Origin of the sequence: Acinetobacter sp. NBRC 110496 (assembly GCF_000876115.1) — a bacterium.
In the GTDB taxonomy this organism is placed as follows: Bacteria; Pseudomonadota; Gammaproteobacteria; order Pseudomonadales; family Moraxellaceae; genus Acinetobacter.
This window is the reverse complement of record NZ_BBTF01000003.1, coordinates 84,830-103,892: the sequence shown is the minus strand read 5'-3', so window position 1 is coordinate 103,892 and position 19,063 is coordinate 84,830. Positions and strand designations below refer to the sequence as shown.

Annotated in this window: 23 protein-coding genes, 1 pseudogene and 1 riboswitch; of the genes and pseudogenes, 19 read left to right on the top strand and 5 right to left on the bottom strand. The window is 44.3% G+C overall.

The features are described 5' to 3' along the window. The first annotated feature begins 164 nt into the window (after positions 1-164). The 11 genes from Aba26S_RS02860 (at position 165) to Aba26S_RS02810 (ending at position 9,284) form a co-directional block, all read left to right on the top strand. Positions 165-788 carry a DUF1285 domain-containing protein gene (locus Aba26S_RS02860; RefSeq protein ID WP_005239997.1) on the top strand — a complete coding sequence of 208 codons (624 nt, stop codon included), beginning with the start codon at positions 165-167 and terminating at the stop codon, positions 786-788. A 43-nt stretch (positions 789-831) separates the two neighbouring features. After that, positions 832-1,719 (top strand): glutamate racemase, encoded by an 888-nt coding sequence (gene murI / locus Aba26S_RS02855; protein ID WP_005239996.1) that lies wholly within the window; start codon positions 832-834, stop codon positions 1,717-1,719. A 94-nt stretch (positions 1,720-1,813) separates the two neighbouring features. Further along, entirely contained in the window at positions 1,814-2,842 is a 1,029-nt protein-coding gene (locus tag Aba26S_RS02850; protein ID WP_005239993.1) for a DUF4062 domain-containing protein, read from the top strand. A gap of 70 nt (positions 2,843-2,912) precedes the next feature. Beyond that, positions 2,913-3,929: a ferrochelatase gene (gene hemH, locus Aba26S_RS02845; protein WP_005239991.1), complete on the top strand. Its 1,017-nt coding sequence runs from the start codon at positions 2,913-2,915 to the stop codon at positions 3,927-3,929. Between the two features lie 29 nt (positions 3,930-3,958). Then, the gene (locus Aba26S_RS02840; RefSeq protein ID WP_005239989.1) at positions 3,959-4,603 is read left to right on the top strand and encodes an MBL fold metallo-hydrolase; all 645 of its coding nucleotides are present in this window, start codon (positions 3,959-3,961) and stop codon (positions 4,601-4,603) included. A gap of 356 nt (positions 4,604-4,959) precedes the next feature. After that, positions 4,960-5,034, top strand: a complete 75-nt coding sequence (gene pqqA, locus Aba26S_RS02835; protein ID WP_009514286.1) for a pyrroloquinoline quinone precursor peptide PqqA — start codon at positions 4,960-4,962, stop codon at positions 5,032-5,034. A 74-nt stretch (positions 5,035-5,108) separates the two neighbouring features. Next, a complete protein-coding gene (pqqB, locus tag Aba26S_RS02830; RefSeq protein WP_005239987.1) occupies positions 5,109-6,020 on the top strand; it encodes a pyrroloquinoline quinone biosynthesis protein PqqB in 912 nt (303 codons plus the stop codon). A 10-nt stretch (positions 6,021-6,030) separates the two neighbouring features. Then, positions 6,031-6,789 carry a pyrroloquinoline-quinone synthase PqqC gene (gene pqqC, locus Aba26S_RS02825; RefSeq protein WP_005239985.1) on the top strand — a complete coding sequence of 253 codons (759 nt, stop codon included), beginning with the start codon at positions 6,031-6,033 and terminating at the stop codon, positions 6,787-6,789. Continuing rightward, complete coding sequence (gene pqqD, locus Aba26S_RS02820) at positions 6,782-7,066, top strand: pyrroloquinoline quinone biosynthesis peptide chaperone PqqD (protein ID WP_005239983.1); 285 nt, start codon at positions 6,782-6,784, stop codon at positions 7,064-7,066. The genes pqqC and pqqD overlap by 8 nt, the downstream gene beginning before the upstream one ends. Further along, entirely contained in the window at positions 7,063-8,226 is a 1,164-nt protein-coding gene (gene pqqE, locus Aba26S_RS02815; protein ID WP_005239981.1) for a pyrroloquinoline quinone biosynthesis protein PqqE, read from the top strand. The genes pqqD and pqqE overlap by 4 nt, the downstream gene beginning before the upstream one ends. Beyond that, positions 8,223-9,284, top strand: a complete 1,062-nt coding sequence (locus tag Aba26S_RS02810; RefSeq protein ID WP_005239979.1) for a dipeptidase — start codon at positions 8,223-8,225, stop codon at positions 9,282-9,284. The genes pqqE and Aba26S_RS02810 overlap by 4 nt, the downstream gene beginning before the upstream one ends. Before the next feature lie 18 nt (positions 9,285-9,302). Here the strand turns inward: Aba26S_RS02810 and Aba26S_RS02805 are convergent, their stop codons facing one another. Further along, positions 9,303-9,494: a DNA gyrase inhibitor YacG gene (locus Aba26S_RS02805; protein ID WP_005239977.1), complete on the bottom strand. Its 192-nt coding sequence runs from the start codon at positions 9,492-9,494 to the stop codon at positions 9,303-9,305. 91 nt (positions 9,495-9,585) lie between these two features. Between Aba26S_RS02805 and Aba26S_RS02800 the strand changes: the two genes are divergently transcribed. From Aba26S_RS02800 to Aba26S_RS02780, 5 genes are all read left to right on the top strand, one after another. Next, positions 9,586-10,230 carry an SAM-dependent methyltransferase gene (locus Aba26S_RS02800; protein WP_005239976.1) on the top strand — a complete coding sequence of 215 codons (645 nt, stop codon included), beginning with the start codon at positions 9,586-9,588 and terminating at the stop codon, positions 10,228-10,230. Then, on the top strand, positions 10,223-11,410 hold the full coding sequence (locus Aba26S_RS02795; RefSeq protein WP_005239975.1) for a TIGR03862 family flavoprotein: 1,188 nt from the start codon (positions 10,223-10,225) through the stop codon (positions 11,408-11,410). Before Aba26S_RS02800 ends, Aba26S_RS02795 begins: the two co-directional genes overlap by 8 nt. A gap of 80 nt (positions 11,411-11,490) precedes the next feature. After that, positions 11,491-12,150 carry a hypothetical protein gene (locus Aba26S_RS02790; RefSeq protein ID WP_005239974.1) on the top strand — a complete coding sequence of 220 codons (660 nt, stop codon included), beginning with the start codon at positions 11,491-11,493 and terminating at the stop codon, positions 12,148-12,150. 134 nt (positions 12,151-12,284) lie between these two features. After that, positions 12,285-12,698: a GFA family protein gene (locus Aba26S_RS02785; protein WP_005239973.1), complete on the top strand. Its 414-nt coding sequence runs from the start codon at positions 12,285-12,287 to the stop codon at positions 12,696-12,698. Positions 12,699-12,716: 18 nt separating this feature from the next. Continuing rightward, on the top strand, positions 12,717-13,319 hold the full coding sequence (locus Aba26S_RS02780; protein WP_005239972.1) for a flavin reductase family protein: 603 nt from the start codon (positions 12,717-12,719) through the stop codon (positions 13,317-13,319). Positions 13,320-13,367: 48 nt separating this feature from the next. Here the strand turns inward: Aba26S_RS02780 and Aba26S_RS02775 are convergent, their stop codons facing one another. Beyond that, a complete protein-coding gene (locus tag Aba26S_RS02775; protein ID WP_005239971.1) occupies positions 13,368-13,700 on the bottom strand; it encodes a HopJ type III effector protein in 333 nt (110 codons plus the stop codon). 140 nt (positions 13,701-13,840) lie between these two features. Here Aba26S_RS02775 and Aba26S_RS02770 point away from each other — a divergent pair. From Aba26S_RS02770 to Aba26S_RS02755, 3 genes and pseudogenes are all read left to right on the top strand, one after another. Continuing rightward, positions 13,841-14,630: pseudogene (locus Aba26S_RS02770) on the top strand (DUF2071 domain-containing protein). 80 nt (positions 14,631-14,710) lie between these two features. Continuing rightward, positions 14,711-14,777, top strand: a riboswitch (Fluoride riboswitch). Between the two features lie 131 nt (positions 14,778-14,908). Beyond that, positions 14,909-15,289, top strand: coding sequence for a fluoride efflux transporter CrcB (gene crcB, locus Aba26S_RS02760; RefSeq protein WP_004802433.1), 381 nt, complete (start codon positions 14,909-14,911; stop codon positions 15,287-15,289). A 16-nt stretch (positions 15,290-15,305) separates the two neighbouring features. Continuing rightward, positions 15,306-15,635, top strand: coding sequence for a DUF190 domain-containing protein (locus Aba26S_RS02755; RefSeq protein ID WP_005239969.1), 330 nt, complete (start codon positions 15,306-15,308; stop codon positions 15,633-15,635). 91 nt (positions 15,636-15,726) lie between these two features. On the opposite strand, the gene Aba26S_RS02750 is transcribed toward Aba26S_RS02755, so the two are convergent. From Aba26S_RS02750 to Aba26S_RS02740, 3 genes are all read right to left on the bottom strand, one after another. After that, complete coding sequence (locus tag Aba26S_RS02750; RefSeq protein WP_005239968.1) at positions 15,727-15,981, bottom strand: type B 50S ribosomal protein L31; 255 nt, start codon at positions 15,979-15,981, stop codon at positions 15,727-15,729. A gap of 210 nt (positions 15,982-16,191) precedes the next feature. Further along, positions 16,192-17,484, bottom strand: coding sequence for an AarF/ABC1/UbiB kinase family protein (locus Aba26S_RS02745; protein WP_005239967.1), 1,293 nt, complete (start codon positions 17,482-17,484; stop codon positions 16,192-16,194). A gap of 197 nt (positions 17,485-17,681) precedes the next feature. Continuing rightward, entirely contained in the window at positions 17,682-19,040 is a 1,359-nt protein-coding gene (locus Aba26S_RS02740) for an MATE family efflux transporter (RefSeq protein WP_005239965.1), read from the bottom strand. Positions 19,041-19,063: the final 23 nt, after the last annotated feature.

Genomic DNA, 19,063 nt, shown 5'->3' with positions numbered 1-19,063 from the left:
GGTGGCAACCGTAATATTGCGATTCGGTGCTGCCATGAGTGTTCTGAATTGCCAAACACAAATGATAGTATTGTGCTTGCAAACGTTTGGGATAGTATAGTTTTAATCCTTGATCTCGCCAATTGGCTGAGTGGTCATATTTTCTCGTCAGCAAGGCATAAACTATGATAAATGAAAATGATTCTCCACCAAGCTCTTTTCAAAATAAGGGAAAAATCGTGTTTTCTGATGATAAAAACTTAATGGACATTGCACAATACATAAAAGATGTACAGCAAAGTCACAAAAGGTCAATTCCCCCTTTAGAGCAATGGCACCCAAAGCATTGCGGCAAAATGGATTTACGCGTAAAAGCCAATGGCGAATGGTGGCACGAAGGTCAATTGGTCAAACGCCAAGCGCTTCTCGACCTGTTCACCAAGGTGCTCTGGAAAGAAGATGGCAAATTCTACCTCAAAACCCCGGTTGAACAGATTGAAATTGAGGTTGAAGATGAGCCTTTATTGATCAATCAGGCCGATCAGGTCGAGATTGAAGGCAAGACCTATTTGCAACTGACTACCAGCAATCAGGATGTGGTGATTGTCGATGAAGCGCATCCGGTTTTTATGCGCGAATATCAGGGTGAATTACGACCTTATGTGCACGTTCGATTTGGCATCAATGCCTTGATTCAACGTCAGAGTTTTTATCATCTCGTCAACTACGGCAGTTTGTCAGAAAATGCGCAAGGTGAGGCGGTTTTAACATTAAAAAGTGGTGATTTAGTCTTGCATTTAAGCACCTGAGGTTTAAGCTTAAAAGAGCAAATAAACTAGTACCTGTGTGTGTATGACCGCTGTCCAATCGTTGCCTCTTTTACTTAATCCAATGCCACATGCATCGGCTGATGCGCCCATTGGTGTTTTTGATTCAGGAATTGGTGGATTGTCGGTTGCACAAGAAATTGCCCGCCATTTACCCAATGAGCGCATTCTGTATTATGCCGATACAGCGCATGTGCCTTATGGGGCACGTTCAGATCAGGAAATTCGCCAACTGACGGCCCAAGCAATTGAATGGCTGTATCGTCAAGGCTGTAAAATTGCGGTGGTTGCTTGTAATACTGCGTCTGCATTCAGTCTGGACTATTTACGTGAACACTATGGCGAGCGTTTTCCGATTGTGGGTTTAGTCCCAGCCTTAAAACCTGCGGTGATTCAAACCCAATCGAAAGTTGTCGCGGTATTGGCAACGCCTGCAACCTTCCGTGGGCAACTGATTAAAGATGTGATGGCAAACTTTGCACAGCCTGCGGGGGTTCAAGTATTGACGGTGACCAATCTGGAATTGGTGCCTTTTGTTGAAGCTGGACAACAGATGAGTGCTGCTTGTTTGGACGTGTTGCAACAGATTTTACAGCCTGTGGTGGCGCAAGGTGCCGACTTTTTAGTATTGGGTTGTACTCATTATCCCTTCTTAAAAGATGCGATTCGTCAGATTTTTGATGAAAAATTAAAATTAATTGATTCTGGACAAGCAGTTGCGCGACAAACCGCGTATATTTTAATTAAAAATGGGTTATTATGTGACAAAATACGTCATAATATTACACGTATTGAATGTTATGTCAGTGGTAACAATGCTGTAGAGTTGGAATCAGTCTTACAGCACCTTATCTCAGAACAATTAACATGGAAGATTCAAAATTTGGACGATATTGGGATGGAAAATCACTAATCGGACCATTTTTATAGATTGAGTTGGGGTTAGCTGTTAATAAAAATCAAGATGCATACTTGATATTATTGATAAATGAATTGGGGCTTCGCCTATGCAAGATACTCGTTATCAAGTCTTTGTTTCTACCTCTGGTAATGAAATGCAACCAGAGCGAGCGGTTTTGGCACAAACTCTGGTGGGAATGGGGTTCCTATCTTGGGGCTTGGAACAGCGCACGCCGTTAAGTACTTCTATTGCACGACGCCAGATAGATGATTGTGATTATGTGGTGATTCTGTTGGGGAGTCAGTACGGTGAACAGTCGGTTTCAGGTGTGGGTTATATGCATCTGGAATATATTTATGCCATGACCAAACAGAAGCCTGTGATTGTGTTCATGCATGAAGATCCAGAATCACGGGATGCCAAGTTGCATGATCCCAAAGTTGAACTCAAAGAAAAATTCAAAGAGTTTAGAAAGCAGTTACAACATGAAGTGGATCAAGTCTTTTGTTATCGCACGTTAAGAGACTTGGAACTTGCTGTCCGTTCAAGCATGCCGCAGATGTTGGAGCGCTACCCTGTGGTGGGGTGGGTGCGTCCACAAAACACGCAAGTATTGCGTGATGAAATTGATGCCTTGCGTGCCAAAGTCAAACAACTGGAAACTGAGTTGGGCAATCGTGAAGCAGACCCGCTGACCAGTGTCGCCAAAGTTTCAATGCATGAGCTGTACTCCTTTGAATATCGTATGCATGCCTATCAGGATGGGAACTTTAAGGAAGTTAAACCACATCGTAAAATGACATGGGCGCAATTGCTTAATGTCTTGGGTTCAGCCTTTGTGATCCCGACACCTGAAGAATTCTTCTCAAAGAAAATAAATGAATATTTAAATGAGACGGGCTTGGAGGACGCACGTAAAGAAATGCCGAGAGCTCATGCAGTATCTCGTGCACAAGTCAATATTCGTGCTTTGCATGAGATCAAGTTGCAAATGCGCCAAAATGAATGGATTATGCCGACGGGACGAGATGATCGCCAACGTATGCTGTGGCAATTGACGGCGAAAGGGCAGAAGCTGTTGGAAAGTAATGTGCTGGATAGCAATCGGGTTTTTCAGTTTAAGACCATGCATTAATCCAATTTAGAAAAAAGCGTCAAAACTGCTAAAGTAATTGAATGAATTCAATGAAAAGCGGATGCGGTCTATGTTAGCGACACAAAAACCCAAAGTGACGGTGATTCTGGCAAATCTAGGAACACCGGATGAAGCCACTGTGCCAGCTGTACGACGCTTTCTAAAGCAGTTTTTATCTGATACACGTGTCATTGAGATTCCCAAATTACTTTGGTGGATCATCCTGCATCTATTTGTGCTGACCTTCCGCCCAAAACGTGTGGCTGAAGCCTATGCTTCGGTCTGGTCGAATGACTCGCCGATGCGTGAAATTGTGTTGCAACAAAGTGTGTTGATCAAACAGCGTTTAGAACAAGAAAATCATCAGTTTGATCTTACTGTTGTTCCGGCCATGACCTATGGTCGACCAGGGATTACTGCGGTGCTTGATCAACTGGCGCAGACCCCACAAGAACATGTTATTCTACTGCCGCTTTTCCCTCAGTATTCGGCAACTTCGACGGCACCGTTATATGATGCCTTTGCCAAGTGGATTCCACAGCAACGTCATTTACCCGGGATGACCCTGATTAAAGATTATTATCAGCATCCGATGTTCATTCAGGCCTTAGCTGATAGTGTGCTGAATTATCAAATGAAACACGGCAAGCCTGAAAAACTACTGATGTCATTTCATGGGATTCCGCAGCCCTATGCCGATAAAGGCGATCCCTATGCAGATCGTTGTCGTGTGACGGCACGATTGGTCGCTGAGGCTTTGCATTTGGGCGATGATGAATGGGCAATTAGCTTTCAGTCCCGCTTTGGTAAGCAAGAGTGGGTGAAACCCTATACCGATCAGCTATTGCAACAATGGGGGGAACAAAAAGTACAATCGGTTCAGGTGATTAGTCCAGCCTTTTCCGCAGACTGTCTGGAAACGCTGGAAGAGCTGGCGATGCAAAATAAAGAGATTTTCCAGCATGCAGGTGGAGGTGATTATGCCTATATTCCTGCTTTGAATACGGATCAGGCACATATAGATTTGCTTGCGAGTCTGGTTCAGGCTAATCTTGACGCACTGACCCATACCTTAGCCCATCGTTAAATCGACGCTTTATTTCGCCAGAGGTTTCTATGCTGCAAGTCAAAATTGTCCCTGTTACTGCATTCGCCCAAAATTGTTCAATCTTATGGGATAGTGACAGTAAAGACGCTGTTTTAATTGATGCCGGTGGTGATGCAGCAGTGCTGAAAAAAGAAGTCGAGGCTTTGGGTTTAAAGGTCAAGGCACTGTGGTTAACCCATGGGCATCTTGATCATGCTGGAGCTGTGGGCGAATTGGCTGAAACTTGGAAAATCCCAGTGATTGGCCCGCATAAAGAGGATCAGTTCTGGTTGGACATGATTCAGGAAGTCTCAGCGCGTTATGGTTTCCCCATTCCACAGCCAGTTAAAGTGGATCAATGGCTCGAAGGTGGTGAAGTATTAACATTGGGTGAGGATGAGTTTGAGGTGCGGTTTGCGCCAGGTCATACCCCAGGCCATGTCATGTTCTATAATGCCAAGCATGGGTTATTGTGGACGGGGGATGTGCTGTTTAAAGGGTCGATTGGTCGTACTGATTTCCCAAAAGGCAATCATCAGCAGTTATTGGATTCAATCCAGCGTGAATGCTTTAGCTTGCCCGATGAAACCCAGTTTATTTCAGGCCATGGACCGATGAGTACCATTGGCTATGAAAAGCAATGCAATCCTTTTGTGGCAAGCAAGGCTGGTTAAGTTTAGTCGTAATGTTCCTCTGTATAATGTTTGTTTTATACAGAGGTCTGTTTTCGCGGTAGGCATAGTGCTATTTTTTCGATGAAGCACGCTTAGCGGTTTTTATTGCTAAACCAATAAATCATGTGCAGTGCGCATAATAAATCTTCTACTGCTTGGCATGACTGAATATGAACAGAAGGCATAACAAGAAAAGATACCGAAGCGTAGAAAAAACTCACAATTATCGAACAATATCTTTGACTGGGAATGTCTACAAATTCACCTTTTTTAATTAGAATCAAATCGTGAACGTTTTATTCAAATTGAACATGTCGTTTATTTTTATACGATGAAAACAGATTGGAGACGATTTTATGCAATGGACGAAACCTGCTTTTACCGATGTTCGTATTGGATTCGAAGTGACCATGTACTTCGAAGTTCGTTAATGCTTTATCACAAAATTTATACTAAGCCCTAGTCACGTCTAGGGCTTATCTTTTTCTAATAAGAAATCATCTTTATGTATATTTATATTTTAGGTTCCGCTGCTGGTGGAGGCTTTCCGCAATGGAACTGTAATTGCCCCAATTGTCATGGTCTTCGTACAGGTCGTATTCAAGCCAAAGTACGCACACAATCATCCATTGCCCTTTCTGAAAATGGCATAGACTGGATCTTGTTAAATGCTTCGCCAGATATTCGTCAGCAATTATTTGCTTTTAAGGCCGCTCAGCCAGCCCGAAAATTACGAGATACCGGGATTCGTGATGTGATCTTGATGGACAGCCAACTGGATCACACCACGGGTCTTTTAAGCTTGAGGGAAGGTTGCCCAATAAATGTCTGGTGTACCGAGATGGTGTATCAGGACCTGAGTACAGGCTTTCCGGTTTTTAATATGCTCAAGCACTGGAATGGCGGACTACGCTACCAGAAGATTGACCCTCAACAGGCATTTAAGATTGCTGGTTTTGAGACGTTGGAGTTTATACCTTGGGTGATTCAAAGTGCAGCGCCTCCATATTCACCACATCGTCATGATCCGCATGAAGGTGACAATATTGCCTTGATAATCAAGGATCATAAAACACAGAAACAATTGTTCTATGCGCCGGGGCTTGGAAAGATTGATGAGCCAATCATGCAGATTATGCAGCAGTCTGATTGTGTCATGATTGATGGTACGCTCTGGTCGGATGATGAAATGCAACAAACGGGCGTGGGAACCAAAACCGGCCGCGAAATGGGTCATTTATATATCAGTGGTGAAGGCGGCTCATTATCGTATTTAAAGCAATTGAGTCGACCACGCAAAGTCCTGATTCATATCAACAATACCAATCCGATTTTAAACGAAAACTCGGCTGAATTGGCTGAACTCAAGGCCAATGCTGTTGAAGTTGCCTATGATGGCATGCAGATCGAACTTTAAGGGGATGTTGATGCCAGCAACAGCAGTTTTAAGTGTAGAACAGTTTAAACAGGCCATTTTGGACAAAGGTCAGTATTATCATATCTACCATCCTTTTCATGTGATGATGTATGAAGGCAAAGCGACTCAGCAGCAAATTCAAGCTTGGGTTGCCAATCGCTATTATTATCAAATTAATATTCCCCTGAAAGACGCGGCGATTATGGCCAATTGCCCAGATCAGCGCGTCCGTCAGGAATGGATCCAACGTATGCTTGATCAGGATGGTGAATATCCTGATGGTGGCGGTCGTGAGGCATGGTTGCGTTTGGCAGAGGCCGTAGGTCTGACCCGTGAGCAGGTCATTTCGGAACAGTTGGTTTTGCCGGGGGTGCGTTTTGCTGTGGATGCCTATGTCAATTTTGCCCGCCGGGCGTCATGGCGCGAAGCAGCCAGCAGTTCCCTAACCGAATTGTTTGCACCACAAATCCACCAGTCACGGCTTGATTCATGGCCACAACATTATCCGTGGATTGATGATCAGGGCTATGAATATTTCCGCTCGCGTTTAAGTCAGGCACGTCGTGATGTGGAGCATGGGCTGAGTATTACCCTAGAGTCCTTCACAACGTATGAGCAACAACAGCGTATGTTGGAAATCTTGCAGTTTAAGCTGGATATTCTGTGGAGTATTTTGGATGCACTGACTTTGGCCTATGTGCATGAGCAAGCGCCGTATCACACCGTAACATCACAACCTGTTTGGCATAAGGGGCTATTTCGTGACTAATCCAGCTTTTGATTTAAATCAGATACCGACTTGGCGCCAAGGCTACCGTTTTCAGTTTGAACCTGCCCAAAATGCCTTTGTCATTTTATATCCGGAAGGCATGATCAAGCTTAATGACAGTGCTGGCGCCATTGGACAACATATTGATGGACAGCAAACGGTTTCTGCCATTATTACGCAGTTAAAACAGCAATTTGGGGATCTTGCCGAAATCGAGCAGGATGTGGTCGATTATATGCAGGTTGCCCAACAACATTACTGGATCGATTTACGATGACCGAGGGCATTGGCTTACCGCTCTGGCTTTTGGCCGAGTTGACCTATCGTTGCCCGTTGCAATGTCCTTATTGCTCCAATCCTTTGGATTATGCCCAACATAAAAATGAGCTGACCACGCAGCAATGGTGTGATGTGTTTGATCAGGCACGCCAGATGGGTGCAGTTCAACTGGGCTTTTCAGGGGGGGAACCTTTGGTTCGACAAGATCTGGAGCAATTGGTTGCCTATGCCCACCAAAAAGGGTTTTATACCAATCTGATCACGTCTGGGATGGGACTGACAGAACAACGTATCGCCCAACTCAAACAGGCTGGTCTAGACCATATCCAGATCAGTTTTCAGGCCAGTGATCCCGTGGTTAATGATGCTTTGGCAGGTTCGACGCATGCCTTTGCACAAAAATATGAGATGTGCCGTCTGGTCAAGCAATATGATTATCCGATGGTACTGAACTTTGTGATCCATCGGCATAATATCGATCAGATTGAACAGATTATTGAATTGTGCTTAGAACTGAATGCCGACACGGTTGAACTGGCCATCTGCCAGTTCTATGGCTGGGCTTTTTTAAATCGGCAAGGCCTGTTACCGACACAAGCGCAGTTGACACGTGCAGAGCAAGTGACCAATGCCTATCGTGACAAACTTCGTCAGCAAAATCATCCGTGTAAGTTGATCTTTGTGGTTCCTGATTATTATGAACAACGGCCTAAAGCCTGTATGAACGGCTGGGGCAAAATCTTCTTTACGGTGGCACCAGACGGTATGGCGCTGCCTTGTCATGCAGCACGGCAGTTACCGATTGCTTTTCCGAATGTCCGTGATCATACCTTGTCAGAGATTTGGTACCGGTCCTTTGGCTTTAATCATTTCCGTGGTGATGCATGGATGCCAGAAAGCTGCCGTAGTTGCCCGGACAAGCAGAAAGACTTTGGGGGGTGCCGTTGTCAGGCCTATATGCTGACGGGTGATGCTGCCAATGCCGATCCAGTATGTGGTAAATCTGCGTACCATCATCTGATTGAGCAAGCACGCCGTGAAAGTGAACAAGATGTCGCATTGGCTCAACTGGTATTCCGCAATAGTAGAAACTCAAAACAATTATCAGCTCAACAAAAAATTCCGGTGCACAGTCTGAGCGATGGGTCTGGGTCATGACGTATGGCTTGAATCACCACAAGGTTGCAGTTTTTGACGGGCATAATGATCTACTGACCCGCTTATGGCTCAGCGATGCAACTGATCCTGTGCAGGCTTTTACGCATGCGCAGTTGGCAGGACAACTTGATTTAAAGCGCTGCCAGCAAGCAGGTTTTGTCGGGGGTATGTTTGCGATTTTTCTACCGCCTTTTGCCTATGTCAAACAACATCATCCTGATAAGTTATTTGAGCTTCAGGCCGATGATTTTAGCCAACAGCAGATGGAGCAGATTTGCTTGGCACAACTCGGGCTGGCACAACAAATGGTTCTGGCTTCGGCGCAGATTCAACTGTGTACTTCGGTGCAACAGATTCAGGATTGCCGTATACAAGGCAAACTGGCCATGGTGCTGCATATGGAAGGTGCGGAAGCCTTACAGTACAACCCTGACTTGCTCGATGTCTTTTACCAAGCAGGTCTGCGCAGTGTTGGCCCTTTATGGAATAGGGTCAGCCGGTTTGGACATGGTTTAAATGCCCGTTTTCCGCATTCACCTGATACCGGTGAGGGACTAACGACCGAAGGCAAAGCATTAATCAAACGCTGCGCCGAGAAAAAAATGCTGGTGGATGTGTCACATATGAATGAACGAGCATTCTGGGACACGGTGGATATTTTACAGCAACCTCTGATCGCGACGCATTCCAATGCGCACGCACTCTGCCCGCAGGCACGCAATCTAACTGATAGACAACTCAACGCGATCCGTGACAGCCAAGGTATGGTTGGGGTGAATTTTGATGTGGCATTTTTGCGTGCCGATGGACAGCGAAATGCAGATACGCCATTAGAGTTAATCCTTGATCATCTGGAATATATGATGGATCGTCTCGGAGAAGATCATATTGGGCTGGGTTCAGATTTTGATGGGGCGCTGGTCAGTAACGAGTTGAAGGATGTGGCAGGTTTACCTCTGCTGGTTGCAGCCATGCAACAGCGTCATTATTCAGCTGCACTGATTGAGAAAATCTGCTGGAACAACTGGTTAAATGTGTTGAATCGAATCTGGTCTTAGCTACAGAGAAGAAGATGATTAATCTTCATAATCATCTTCATGGCGTTTGAGATCTGCTTGGGGTGCATCCTGAGTTGGGAGTTTGTATTCATCGCTGGCCCAGGCACCAAGATCAATCAACTTGCAACGTTCTGAGCAAAACGGACGAAATTCGTTACCTTCCCAAGTGCTGGCTTCACCACAACGGGGGCAAGGAAATGTACGTGGCATAGAAAATTCCTAAAACATAAAATAAATAGATTAGGCAAAAGTAAGGTGAGTTGTTAGACTTATGCCGATTTCTAGATAGTTTGATGAGATTATGTCGATTCGTCAATTTCAAGCACAACGTATGCAAGCCCCTCGTGATTTTATTGCCATTCCCAATACGCCAATTTGCGTTGAAATTGGGGCGGGCAAAGGTAAACATGCCTTACTCTTTATCGGGCAAAATCCACATAACACGTTGTATGCAATTGAGCGAACCAAAGAAAAATTTGTGGCGATGCAGAAGCAGCATCAATTAGAACCACGTGAGCACCTGCACCCGATTCATGCCGATGCACTGCCTTGGGTGGTGCATGCCTTGTTCCCTGCACAAGTGGAACAGTTCTTTATTCTGTATCCGAATCCAGAGCCGCATAATCCCGCACAGCGCTGGTTAAACATGCCATTCTTCGAATTTTTACTTTCACGCCTTCAGCCGAATGGCACGATTACACTCGCAAGTAATATTCCTGAATATATTGATGAAGCTGAGCAGCAGTTACTTGAACTGTGGAAACTGCCCTATGAGAAGCAAAAAATTGCTGCAGACTCTGCGCGAACCCATTTTGAAATTAAATATCTGGAGCGAGACGAACTGTGCCAACAGTTGATTATTCGCAAGCCAGAAGGTTATACCACCCGCTTTGATGATTTTGCGCCGTTGCAAGGACAAAATGCACAAGAGCAGTCTGATGCCTAAACGTGTTGCGATTATTGGTGCTGGCCCAGCAGGTCTGATGGCTGCTGAAGTCCTCAGTCAATATGATTATGAAATCGATGTGTTTGAACAGAAACCTTCGGCGGCACGTAAGTTCCTAATGGCAGGCAAAACGGGGTTAAACATTTCCCATGCTGAGCCTGTTGAGGCGTTTATACAACGTTATGATCAGACGCAATGGTTAGCGCCTTGGGTCAGGCAATGGGATGCAACGTGGATTCAGGACTGGATGCAGGGCTTGGGCATTGAATCCTATGTCGGCAGTTCAGGTCGGATTTTTCCAGTTGAAATGAAAGCAGCCCCATTACTACGTGCATGGCTGAAACGTTTAATGGCCGATGGGGTGAAGTTCCATTATCGTCATCGTTGTGTGGATTTATCTGAAAATCAACTCACGATTGAGAACCAAACTCAGCGCTTTAGTGTAACTTATGATGCGATTATTTTGGCCTGTGGCGCAGTATCATGGTCGCAGTTAGGCAGTGATGGGGCATGGCAGCCATGGCTCTCAAAAAATGAAATTGAGCCGTTCCAAGCCAGTAATGCAGGCGTGCTGAAAACATGGTCGCCATTTATGCAGGAGTGCTTTGGCCAACCTTTAAAACGTGTCAATGCATGGGTCAGACCTGAACAGCAGACACATGGCGATATCATCATTACCTATTATGGTTTTGAAAGTGGTGTGATTTATAAATTGGGTCGTGAGCTAAGAGCGCAGATAGCACAACAGCAAACGCTGCAACTCCATTTAGATTTACTCCCAGACCTGAGTCTTGAGCAATTAGAAAAGAAATTACAGGGCAATAGAAAGCAATCCTTAACCAATCTATGGCGTAAAGCAGGTCTGGATACGGTGAAAATTAATTTGCTACGTGAAATCGTGGCAAAAAACCTATGGTCGGATGCCAAGCAAATGGCTCAGCAGATCAAGCAGCTGTGTATTCCTTTAGAGGGGTTTCGTCCCATTGAAGAAGCGATTAGCTGTGCGGGAGGGGTAAAGCAAGCGGTCTTATCTCCACAACTGCAATTGCAATCTAATCCTTCAGTCTTTTGCTGTGGTGAAATGCTGGATTGGGATGCACCGACAGGAGGCTACTTACTGACGGCCTGTTTCGCCACTGGACGTGCAGCAGCAGAAGGGGTGCATGCTTTTATCGAATAAGATCATGCCATGTTTTTTCATAGGTGATGAGCCATAGCGCATTAATAAAAATAATCTAAATCACATGATGGAGAGGGTATATGAATATAGAACCAACGGTGGGAACACAAAACAACGAGATCATCAAACCATTTCAATTGAGCAACTTATTCCGCCTGTTTTTCCAACCTCAGAAATTTTTTGCTCAGTCTACGATTTACCATCATAAAAGCATCATTTTTGCAGCTTATTTGATTGGTATCGTTGGGGTCATGGATCGGGTTGATCAAAAAATATTGAGTGCTGAAACAGGTGGGATTAGACCACTGATCCATTGGGTTACGGCATCATGGTTGAGTTACTGGTTATGGGTGTTGGGCATCGGAATTATTTCTGCCGTGATTACATGGTTGATTCAAGGTTGGTGGTATAAAAAAAGATTACAGTTTTCTGGTGCAAAAGAGGCTGATCCGCAGCTTGCTCGACATGTGTATGTATTGCAATCCTTGGTCTTTGTACTGCCGATTGTGATTACAACGGCGATTCAAACCGTGTTATATCCAAATTATTTGGACGCCTATAACTACTCGACTTTTTTAGGATTCATTCCGGTTCCATTTTTATTCTTATCGTGTTGGGTCAGCTATCGCGGTGCGACTCAGGTGTTTAAGACCAATGGATGGGCAAAATTTTGGTTTTTAGGCTTACCGATCCTGTTCTACGTGATGATCATTGGGGTATTTTCTGCCTTGATCAGTTGAGTGAGGCGATAAGGTAGCCCGTTCAGTTTGAGCAAAGCGCATGAAAATGTCATTGCATTGCTTGAGCATATTTACCTTGTTATACGGCGTTTAAAAATGCTAGTTTTGAGTAAATACTCATCAGGAATAGGGATATGTCTCAAGCTTCACCCGTGTATCGTGGCAGTTGTTTATGTGATGGAATTCATTATGAGATTCATGGTGAAATCGGCGAGATCATACAGTGCCATTGTCAGCGCTGCCGTAAAGCAAACGGCACGGCTTTTGCAACTAATGCACCGATTAAAATTAGTGATTTCAAGATTACCCAAGGTGAGCATTTACTGAAAAAGTTTCAGTCGACTGAAACGACACAACGTTGTTTCTGTGCAGAATGTGGTTCGCCGATTATGAGTATCAAGACCGATACACCAGCGCATTATCGTCTACGTATCGGGACTTTAGATACGCCATTACAGCAAAAACCAAGCATGCATATTTTTGCGGCTTCTAAAGCAGAATGGGATTGTATCGCTGATGATTTACCACAATATGCTGAACGTCCTTAAATCGGATTTATTTTTGCGATGATTTTTGAAACTGCTGATTTAGAGCCCAATGAGATCTACCGACTTTTGGTCGGAGGGATTACGCCTCGGCCGATTGCATGGATCAGTACGCTATCGGTGGATGGGGTGGCCAATATTGCGCCTTATTCCTTTTTTAATGTTGCCAGTTGCAATCCACCTATTCTGTGGTATTCACAAGTCAATCCAAGAAATGGGCAGGATAAAGACACCATCAGAAATCTGATTGCGACTAAAGAGTGTGTGGTGCATATTGCCCATACTGACTTGCTTGAAAAGATGAATTTATCCTGTGCTTTATTGCCCCCAGGGCAAAGCGAATTTGATTTTGCTGAGATTGCGTCTGAACCCAGCCATGCAGTTGCAGCGTTAGCGGTAAAGCATGCGCCTGTTCGCTACGAATGCCAGTTAAGGGAAGTCATTCAGCTGAGTACGCTTCCATTAGGTGGAACTGTCGCCTTACTGGATGTGAAATCAATTTATGTCGATGACCGTTTGTGGAATGGTCAAATGATTGATCAGCAACAACTTCAGAGTGTCGGCAAAATGGGTGGAGATTTTTATAGCCTCACCACGGACTTACGAAAATTGTCACGCCCCTGAAGCTTAAAACATTAAAGCAAAAAAGGAGGCCTTGAGCCTCCTTTTTTCTTATTTTGCAGCTAAAGCTTGGCCTTCAAATTTGATGCCATCCCAGCCATGTTGCATAAACTGGCGGATATTCTGATGGTCGGTGGCTTCAGGTGTTGCCAGTACAGAGGCATAATGCTCAGCAAATAAACTTAAGGTCTCCGCTTGATTGAGACCTTCAATTTGAGCAAAGCTGAATACTTTTGCGCTGCCTTGATTTTCAGTCGCAGCATTCGTTTGTGCGCCATTTTGAAAAGCGGTTGGTGTATGCTGATAACGAGCTTCGATAAATGCCAAGACGTCTGCAAATTTTGCCGTGCCATCTTTAAGGTGTGCCAATAAGCTTTGAGCCATTTCAAAAATTCCATGTTGAGTGAATCAATGGCAAGTATCATAACATTGAAACTGTAGAATAGAAGCTGGGAGCGATTTGAACTAGACGTCGTCGATTCAGCGGTTTATGCTCAAACACAACATTAATCTATTGAATAATAATGAATAGACATCGTTTAAAGTTATCAATATCCAACGCTGTGCTTCGCATTTTAGCGCCTATTTTAAGTTGTGGTTTGCTGTTGCAACTCCGCCGTATGATCATGCGAATATTGCCGTTTATGCCTCTACAAAGTCAGGTGCGCAATATCGTTTACTTGTCTTGGTTGGTCGATGTCGAGCAGGTTCGGCAGCGTTATCCAGACCCTGTGACTTTATGGGAAAAAGACGGCAAAACCATTTTTACCATTTTGACGTATCAGCATCAGCATTTTGGTTTTGCTTTCCTCGGCAAGTTACGTCAGCTTATGCCTTCCCCTCTGCAAAGTAACTGGCGCTTTTATCTGGATGACTCACAGCCCAAGACCGTGATCTTTGAACAGGTGATCGTTGATCAAGCCTTATATGTGATGGGTGGCCGATTGGCCAGTGATGTAATGCCAGCACAATATGCATCGACGTTTCAGCATCAACGGGATGAGCAAGTGATTCATACTGAAATGAGTGTTGATGATCATTATTCCTTGAAGAGTGATGTGCAAATCAAAGGTGAAAAACAGTTACCTGCTGCATGGCAGTGTCTATTTTCCACATGGGAGGAAGCCGTTCAATTCTTGGTTGATGATGCCGGTTCAGTTTCAACAGATACAAGCTGCTGCAATTACTTCATTACAGGCCCCTCAATTGTTACAACAATTTGGGGTGGACCTTGATGCGGAAGCCTTTGCTTTTGTCGTACCAGAACTGGATTTTTATGTGATTGGCGAGCAAGTTGTGCCGCAGAAGAGCTAAGTTGTGGATAACTTTATGTTTATACACAACCCTTTAAAGTGCGAAAACAGCGATTGAGTTGTCTAAAAATTATGTTATTTTAAAACAAAGGAGATGGCATTCCTCCTATTACAAACCGCCATTGTGGCTAATGATGCCTACGTTACCCTGAACAGGGACGTAGGTTTGTGCGCGCTCTGTTCCTCTTTTGGAGTTCGCAAATGAATAATCCTCAAAAAAATAGCTATAAATCCATGCTGAATATTGTTTTAGCTCCAACGCTGTATTTGGAGTAAGTCATGTACTATCCTTTACTCTCTATTGCTTTAGGCTCGGTACTCGGCGCATGGTTGCGCTGGTTTTTGGGGCTAAAGCTGAATCCAATTTTTCCTAATATTCCCTTGGGAACCGTCACAGTTAACTTTGTCGGTGGCTTTATTATTGGTTTTGCAATTTCTTACTTTTCTCAAAGCTCACTGAGTCCAAATTACAAACTGTTTGTGATTACAGGCTTCTGCGGTGCATTAACCACATTTTCGACCTTTTCTGCCGAGATTATTGCCTTATTACAAAGTGGTAAGTTGGGCTATGCCTGTGCAGCGATTCTGATTCATGTGATTGGGTCATTGCTGTTTACCATTTTAGGCATGAGTTTGCATCAATGGCTCAGTGCTGCATAACTTTGGAGTAATGACCATGAATGGATTTTTACTGAGTTTTTACACGGCACAAAATCGGACTTATCAGGGACAACCGATGAGTGAATGGTTATTGGCTGTGGCGAAGCAGATGAATTTACGTGGCGCCACGGTACTGGCAGGCATAGAAGGAATTGACCATCAAGGCTTATTGCATTCCGCCAGTTTTTTTGAGTTGGCTGATCGTCCTTTACAGATTCAGTTTGCGGTCAGTAATCAACAGGCGGCAGAATTATTGGACTATTTAAATAACAAAGAAATTTCTTTGTTTTATGTCAAAACGCCGATTGAATTTGGTGTGCTGGGGCAGGCCAAGGCAGATTCTTGAAAGGGAGGCATAAAAAAAGAAGTCTAAGTGGAGGAGAGATAGTCTTAGACTTCTAATGCTTACAGCCTAATGTGTGAAACTTAAATGAAAATTAACCTTTACGGTTGAAACGCGCAAAGCGTTTGTTAAAGCTTGCGACGCGGCCTTCATTACTGGCTTGGCGAACTTCACCTGTATAAAACGGATGCGAAGCACTGGAAATATCAAGGGTAACGTAAGGATAGACCTGACCTTGATATTCTTTGGTTTGTTTGGTCTGAAGCGTACTGCCAATCAAGAAATAAGCATCGGCATTGGTATCGTGAAACAAGACTTGTTGATAAGCGGGGTGGATATCTTTACGCATTTTGAAGGACTCCTATTGTTTATAGAAATGTTATAACATAACAATACATGCCGTCAATCTTATTCATTTCAAGTTTTTTTGGAATTTATGTGTAAAAAATGAATCAGCAAGTATGGAAAATGGAGCTTTGTATAAGCCTATTAATTGATTAAGTTATTGAATATAACTGAAATAAAAAAGCCAATCATCTGATTGGCATTGTTATGACGTTTAGTTCGGAACCAGTTCTTCAAATAAATCATTGAGATTATCATGTACTTTGAGGTGGATCAGGTTCCAGTAATGCCCTGAAATGGTTCGGTTGACCATTAAGGTATCTGGGGAAGGCTTAAACACATCCCAGTATTTTAACGATTTTTTCACCAACAGCATGCCATCGTGATGTGATGAGTTCTCGGCAAAGTCATAATGGGTGCTTAACGGGCGTAACAGGATTTCAATCCATTGTGTATACAGTTCAGTCGGGAATTTTTGTTTCTCGGCAATCGAATGCAGTTCAACCAGTAAATCTTCCAGTTGAGCAATATCCTCTTGGCGAGCGGCATTGACCAGTGCTTTAAAGTGCTGAATGATTTCAGGTGAAAGGGTCTTAACGCTGCCATAATCATAAATAATCACGCTACCATCTTCACGGAAAGCAAAATTGCCTGGATGTGGGTCACAATGGAACCGTTTCAAGAAAAACATTTCCTGCCCTAGGGCCCGAATCAGGCGACGACCGATTTGATTACGGGTTTCCACCGACCATGTGCTGGCGGTTTCAATCGATTCACCCTGTTCAAGACTCAGGGTCAGCACCCGACGTGATGAATAATCCTTATATACAGTCGGAATGATGATCTGATCATCTAGCTTTTCATGGAAGGTTTTAAAGACCTCTAAGTTTTGTGCTTCGATTTCATAATTCAGTTCGGCAGATAAACTGTCTTGGATTTCCTGAAATAGTTGATCTTGCAGCTTTTTATCAATCTTTAATACACCCATTAAGCGTAAAGCCAGACGGACCTGTTTTAAATCACTTTCACAGGCTTGATCCACCCCGGGGTATTGCACTTTCACCACCACAGCTTGTCCATTCGGCAGCACCGCGCGATGGACCTGACCAATTGAAGCCGCCGCAAAGGGTTCTGTTTCAAAAGAGCTAAAAATCTGGTTTAACGGTTTGCCCAACTCTTTTTCAATTTGTTGCTGAATGGCTGTAAAAGGCATGGCGGGGGCTTGGCGTTGCAATTTAGCAATCGCCTTCGCCACTTCTGGTGGGAAGATATCCTTATATTGCGAGGCGATTTGCCCGACTTTCATCACTGCGCCTTTCATCTCACCCAAGGTGTCTGCAATCTGTAAACCAATATCTTGAAACAGTTTGCTGCGCGCTGCATTTTTTTGTTCTTCATCTGCGGTGAGATTGCGGATGGAGTTGGCAACGCTTTTGCTGGCAATACTTGCGGTCATGCCAGCCAGTTTGAAAAAACGCTTACTGGGAGAGCTTGCATGTTTTGCCATATGGACTTGACCTCGGGTGATCCAGTTTCAAAGTGATGCTTTGATCATAGGCGACAAAACTTAAATTGCCTATACCAAAATGTTAAGTGATGTAAGTATGCTGTGAAGGGGGGAAATGGAGGTATTGAATGAGAGGATGAGTTTAAGAGCAGCGTCCATGCTGCCCTGAATCAGTAACGCTCAATGCAGGTTAATTTTTATGTATTGAGGGCACGTTGTGCTAAACGTTTATTATTTAAATATAAACGGCCGATCAGTAATACACAGGCAATACTTAAACCAAGGATCAGGCCGAGCCAAACGCCTGCCACCCCCCAAATGGTATAACGCGCCAGATATAAGCCGATTGGGAAAGCAATGACCCAGTAGGCCATTAAGGTAATCCACATCGGGGCCTGAGTGTCTTGCATACCACGTAAACAACCTGCTGCACTGACTTGCCATGCATCCATCAATTGATACGCCATCGCGAACCAGAGCAGGTACATCGCTACAGGAATCACGTTGATATCCGTGGTATAGATCGCCACGATATGGGGACGCGCAAGTGCAATTAGAGTCATGGTCAAGGCCGCAAAGATCGTGGCAGTGATCAGTCCTACAATTTGTACTTGACGCATCGCATGCCAGTTTTGTTCGCCATAATACATGCCAACACGAATCGTCAAGGCAATCGCTAAGGACAACGGAATCATAAACAGTTGTGAGGTGACTGAAATGGCAATCTGATGGGCTGCAATGGCATTTTCACCGAGCGGACCCAGTACAATCGCTCCAGTACTAAAAATGCTGACCTCAAAAAATACCGCCAGACCAATTGGTAAACCCAGTTTTAAAATGCGTTTAATCCAAACGGGATCAAGTTTTTCCCATTTGGTGAAGATCGGTGCCTGTTGATAGGCTTTGGCTTTGGAAATATAAGTGGCCAAAGTGATAAACATCAGCCATTGCAAGATCGCTGTTGCAAAACCACAGCCTGCGCTGCCCAATGCCGGGATTGGCCCAAAGCCATACATAAAAATAAAGTTCAGCGGAATCAAGACCAATAAGGCAATCAAGCTAATTGCGGTCACGGGGCGGGGATGCCCCAATGCTTCAGAATAACTGCGTAGCGCCGCATACATCATCACGGCAGGCATACCAAAGCCAATCGCATGTAAGAACAGGCTTGCTTTCGGGATTAAGCTTTCAGGTACGCCCAATAGTGGCAGGAACATGGGCATACCTTGCAGAATCAACATTGCTACAATCCCGAGAATCACAGCCACCCATAAGGACTGGCGGGCAATGGTTGGAATTTTTTCAGGGGTTCTTGCACCACGGGCTTCAGCTACCAAAGGGGTGGTTGCTAACATAATCCCTGCAAATAACAACATGACGGGAATCCATAGACCAACACCCACGGCTATTGCAGCCAAATCAGTGGCAGACAAATGCCCCGCCATAATTGTGTCAATTAAACCTAATCCAGCTTGGGCAAACTGGGTAATCAGGATTGGAAACATCAAATGGAACAGCTGTTTCAGTTCAAAGCGCTTGGTTGTGACATGGGACACAAAAAATACTCTTATTAAAATGG

Coding starts and splice junctions, on each gene's coding strand:
- pqqB (WP_005239987.1), top strand. CDS start 5,109: ATGTATATTTATATTTTAGGTTCCGCTGCTGGTGGAGGCTTTCCGCAA.
- Aba26S_RS02755 (WP_005239969.1), top strand. CDS start 15,306: ATGAATGGATTTTTACTGAGTTTTTACACGGCACAAAATCGGACTTAT.
- Aba26S_RS02790 (WP_005239974.1), top strand. CDS start 11,491: ATGAATATAGAACCAACGGTGGGAACACAAAACAACGAGATCATCAAA.
- Aba26S_RS02850 (WP_005239993.1), top strand. CDS start 1,814: ATGCAAGATACTCGTTATCAAGTCTTTGTTTCTACCTCTGGTAATGAA.
- Aba26S_RS02775 (WP_005239971.1), bottom strand. CDS start 13,700: ATGGCTCAAAGCTTATTGGCACACCTTAAAGATGGCACGGCAAAATTT.
- Aba26S_RS02805 (WP_005239977.1), bottom strand. CDS start 9,494: ATGCCACGTACATTTCCTTGCCCCCGTTGTGGTGAAGCCAGCACTTGG.
- pqqC (WP_005239985.1), top strand. CDS start 6,031: ATGCCAGCAACAGCAGTTTTAAGTGTAGAACAGTTTAAACAGGCCATT.
- Aba26S_RS02750 (WP_005239968.1), bottom strand. CDS start 15,981: ATGCGTAAAGATATCCACCCCGCTTATCAACAAGTCTTGTTTCACGAT.
- Aba26S_RS02840 (WP_005239989.1), top strand. CDS start 3,959: ATGCTGCAAGTCAAAATTGTCCCTGTTACTGCATTCGCCCAAAATTGT.
- crcB (WP_004802433.1), top strand. CDS start 14,909: ATGTACTATCCTTTACTCTCTATTGCTTTAGGCTCGGTACTCGGCGCA.
- Aba26S_RS02810 (WP_005239979.1), top strand. CDS start 8,223: ATGACGTATGGCTTGAATCACCACAAGGTTGCAGTTTTTGACGGGCAT.
- Aba26S_RS02795 (WP_005239975.1), top strand. CDS start 10,223: ATGCCTAAACGTGTTGCGATTATTGGTGCTGGCCCAGCAGGTCTGATG.
- Aba26S_RS02785 (WP_005239973.1), top strand. CDS start 12,285: ATGTCTCAAGCTTCACCCGTGTATCGTGGCAGTTGTTTATGTGATGGA.
- Aba26S_RS02800 (WP_005239976.1), top strand. CDS start 9,586: ATGTCGATTCGTCAATTTCAAGCACAACGTATGCAAGCCCCTCGTGAT.
- pqqE (WP_005239981.1), top strand. CDS start 7,063: ATGACCGAGGGCATTGGCTTACCGCTCTGGCTTTTGGCCGAGTTGACC.
- Aba26S_RS02860 (WP_005239997.1), top strand. CDS start 165: ATGATAAATGAAAATGATTCTCCACCAAGCTCTTTTCAAAATAAGGGA.
- Aba26S_RS02745 (WP_005239967.1), bottom strand. CDS start 17,484: ATGGCAAAACATGCAAGCTCTCCCAGTAAGCGTTTTTTCAAACTGGCT.
- hemH (WP_005239991.1), top strand. CDS start 2,913: ATGTTAGCGACACAAAAACCCAAAGTGACGGTGATTCTGGCAAATCTA.
- murI (WP_005239996.1), top strand. CDS start 832: ATGACCGCTGTCCAATCGTTGCCTCTTTTACTTAATCCAATGCCACAT.
- Aba26S_RS02780 (WP_005239972.1), top strand. CDS start 12,717: ATGATTTTTGAAACTGCTGATTTAGAGCCCAATGAGATCTACCGACTT.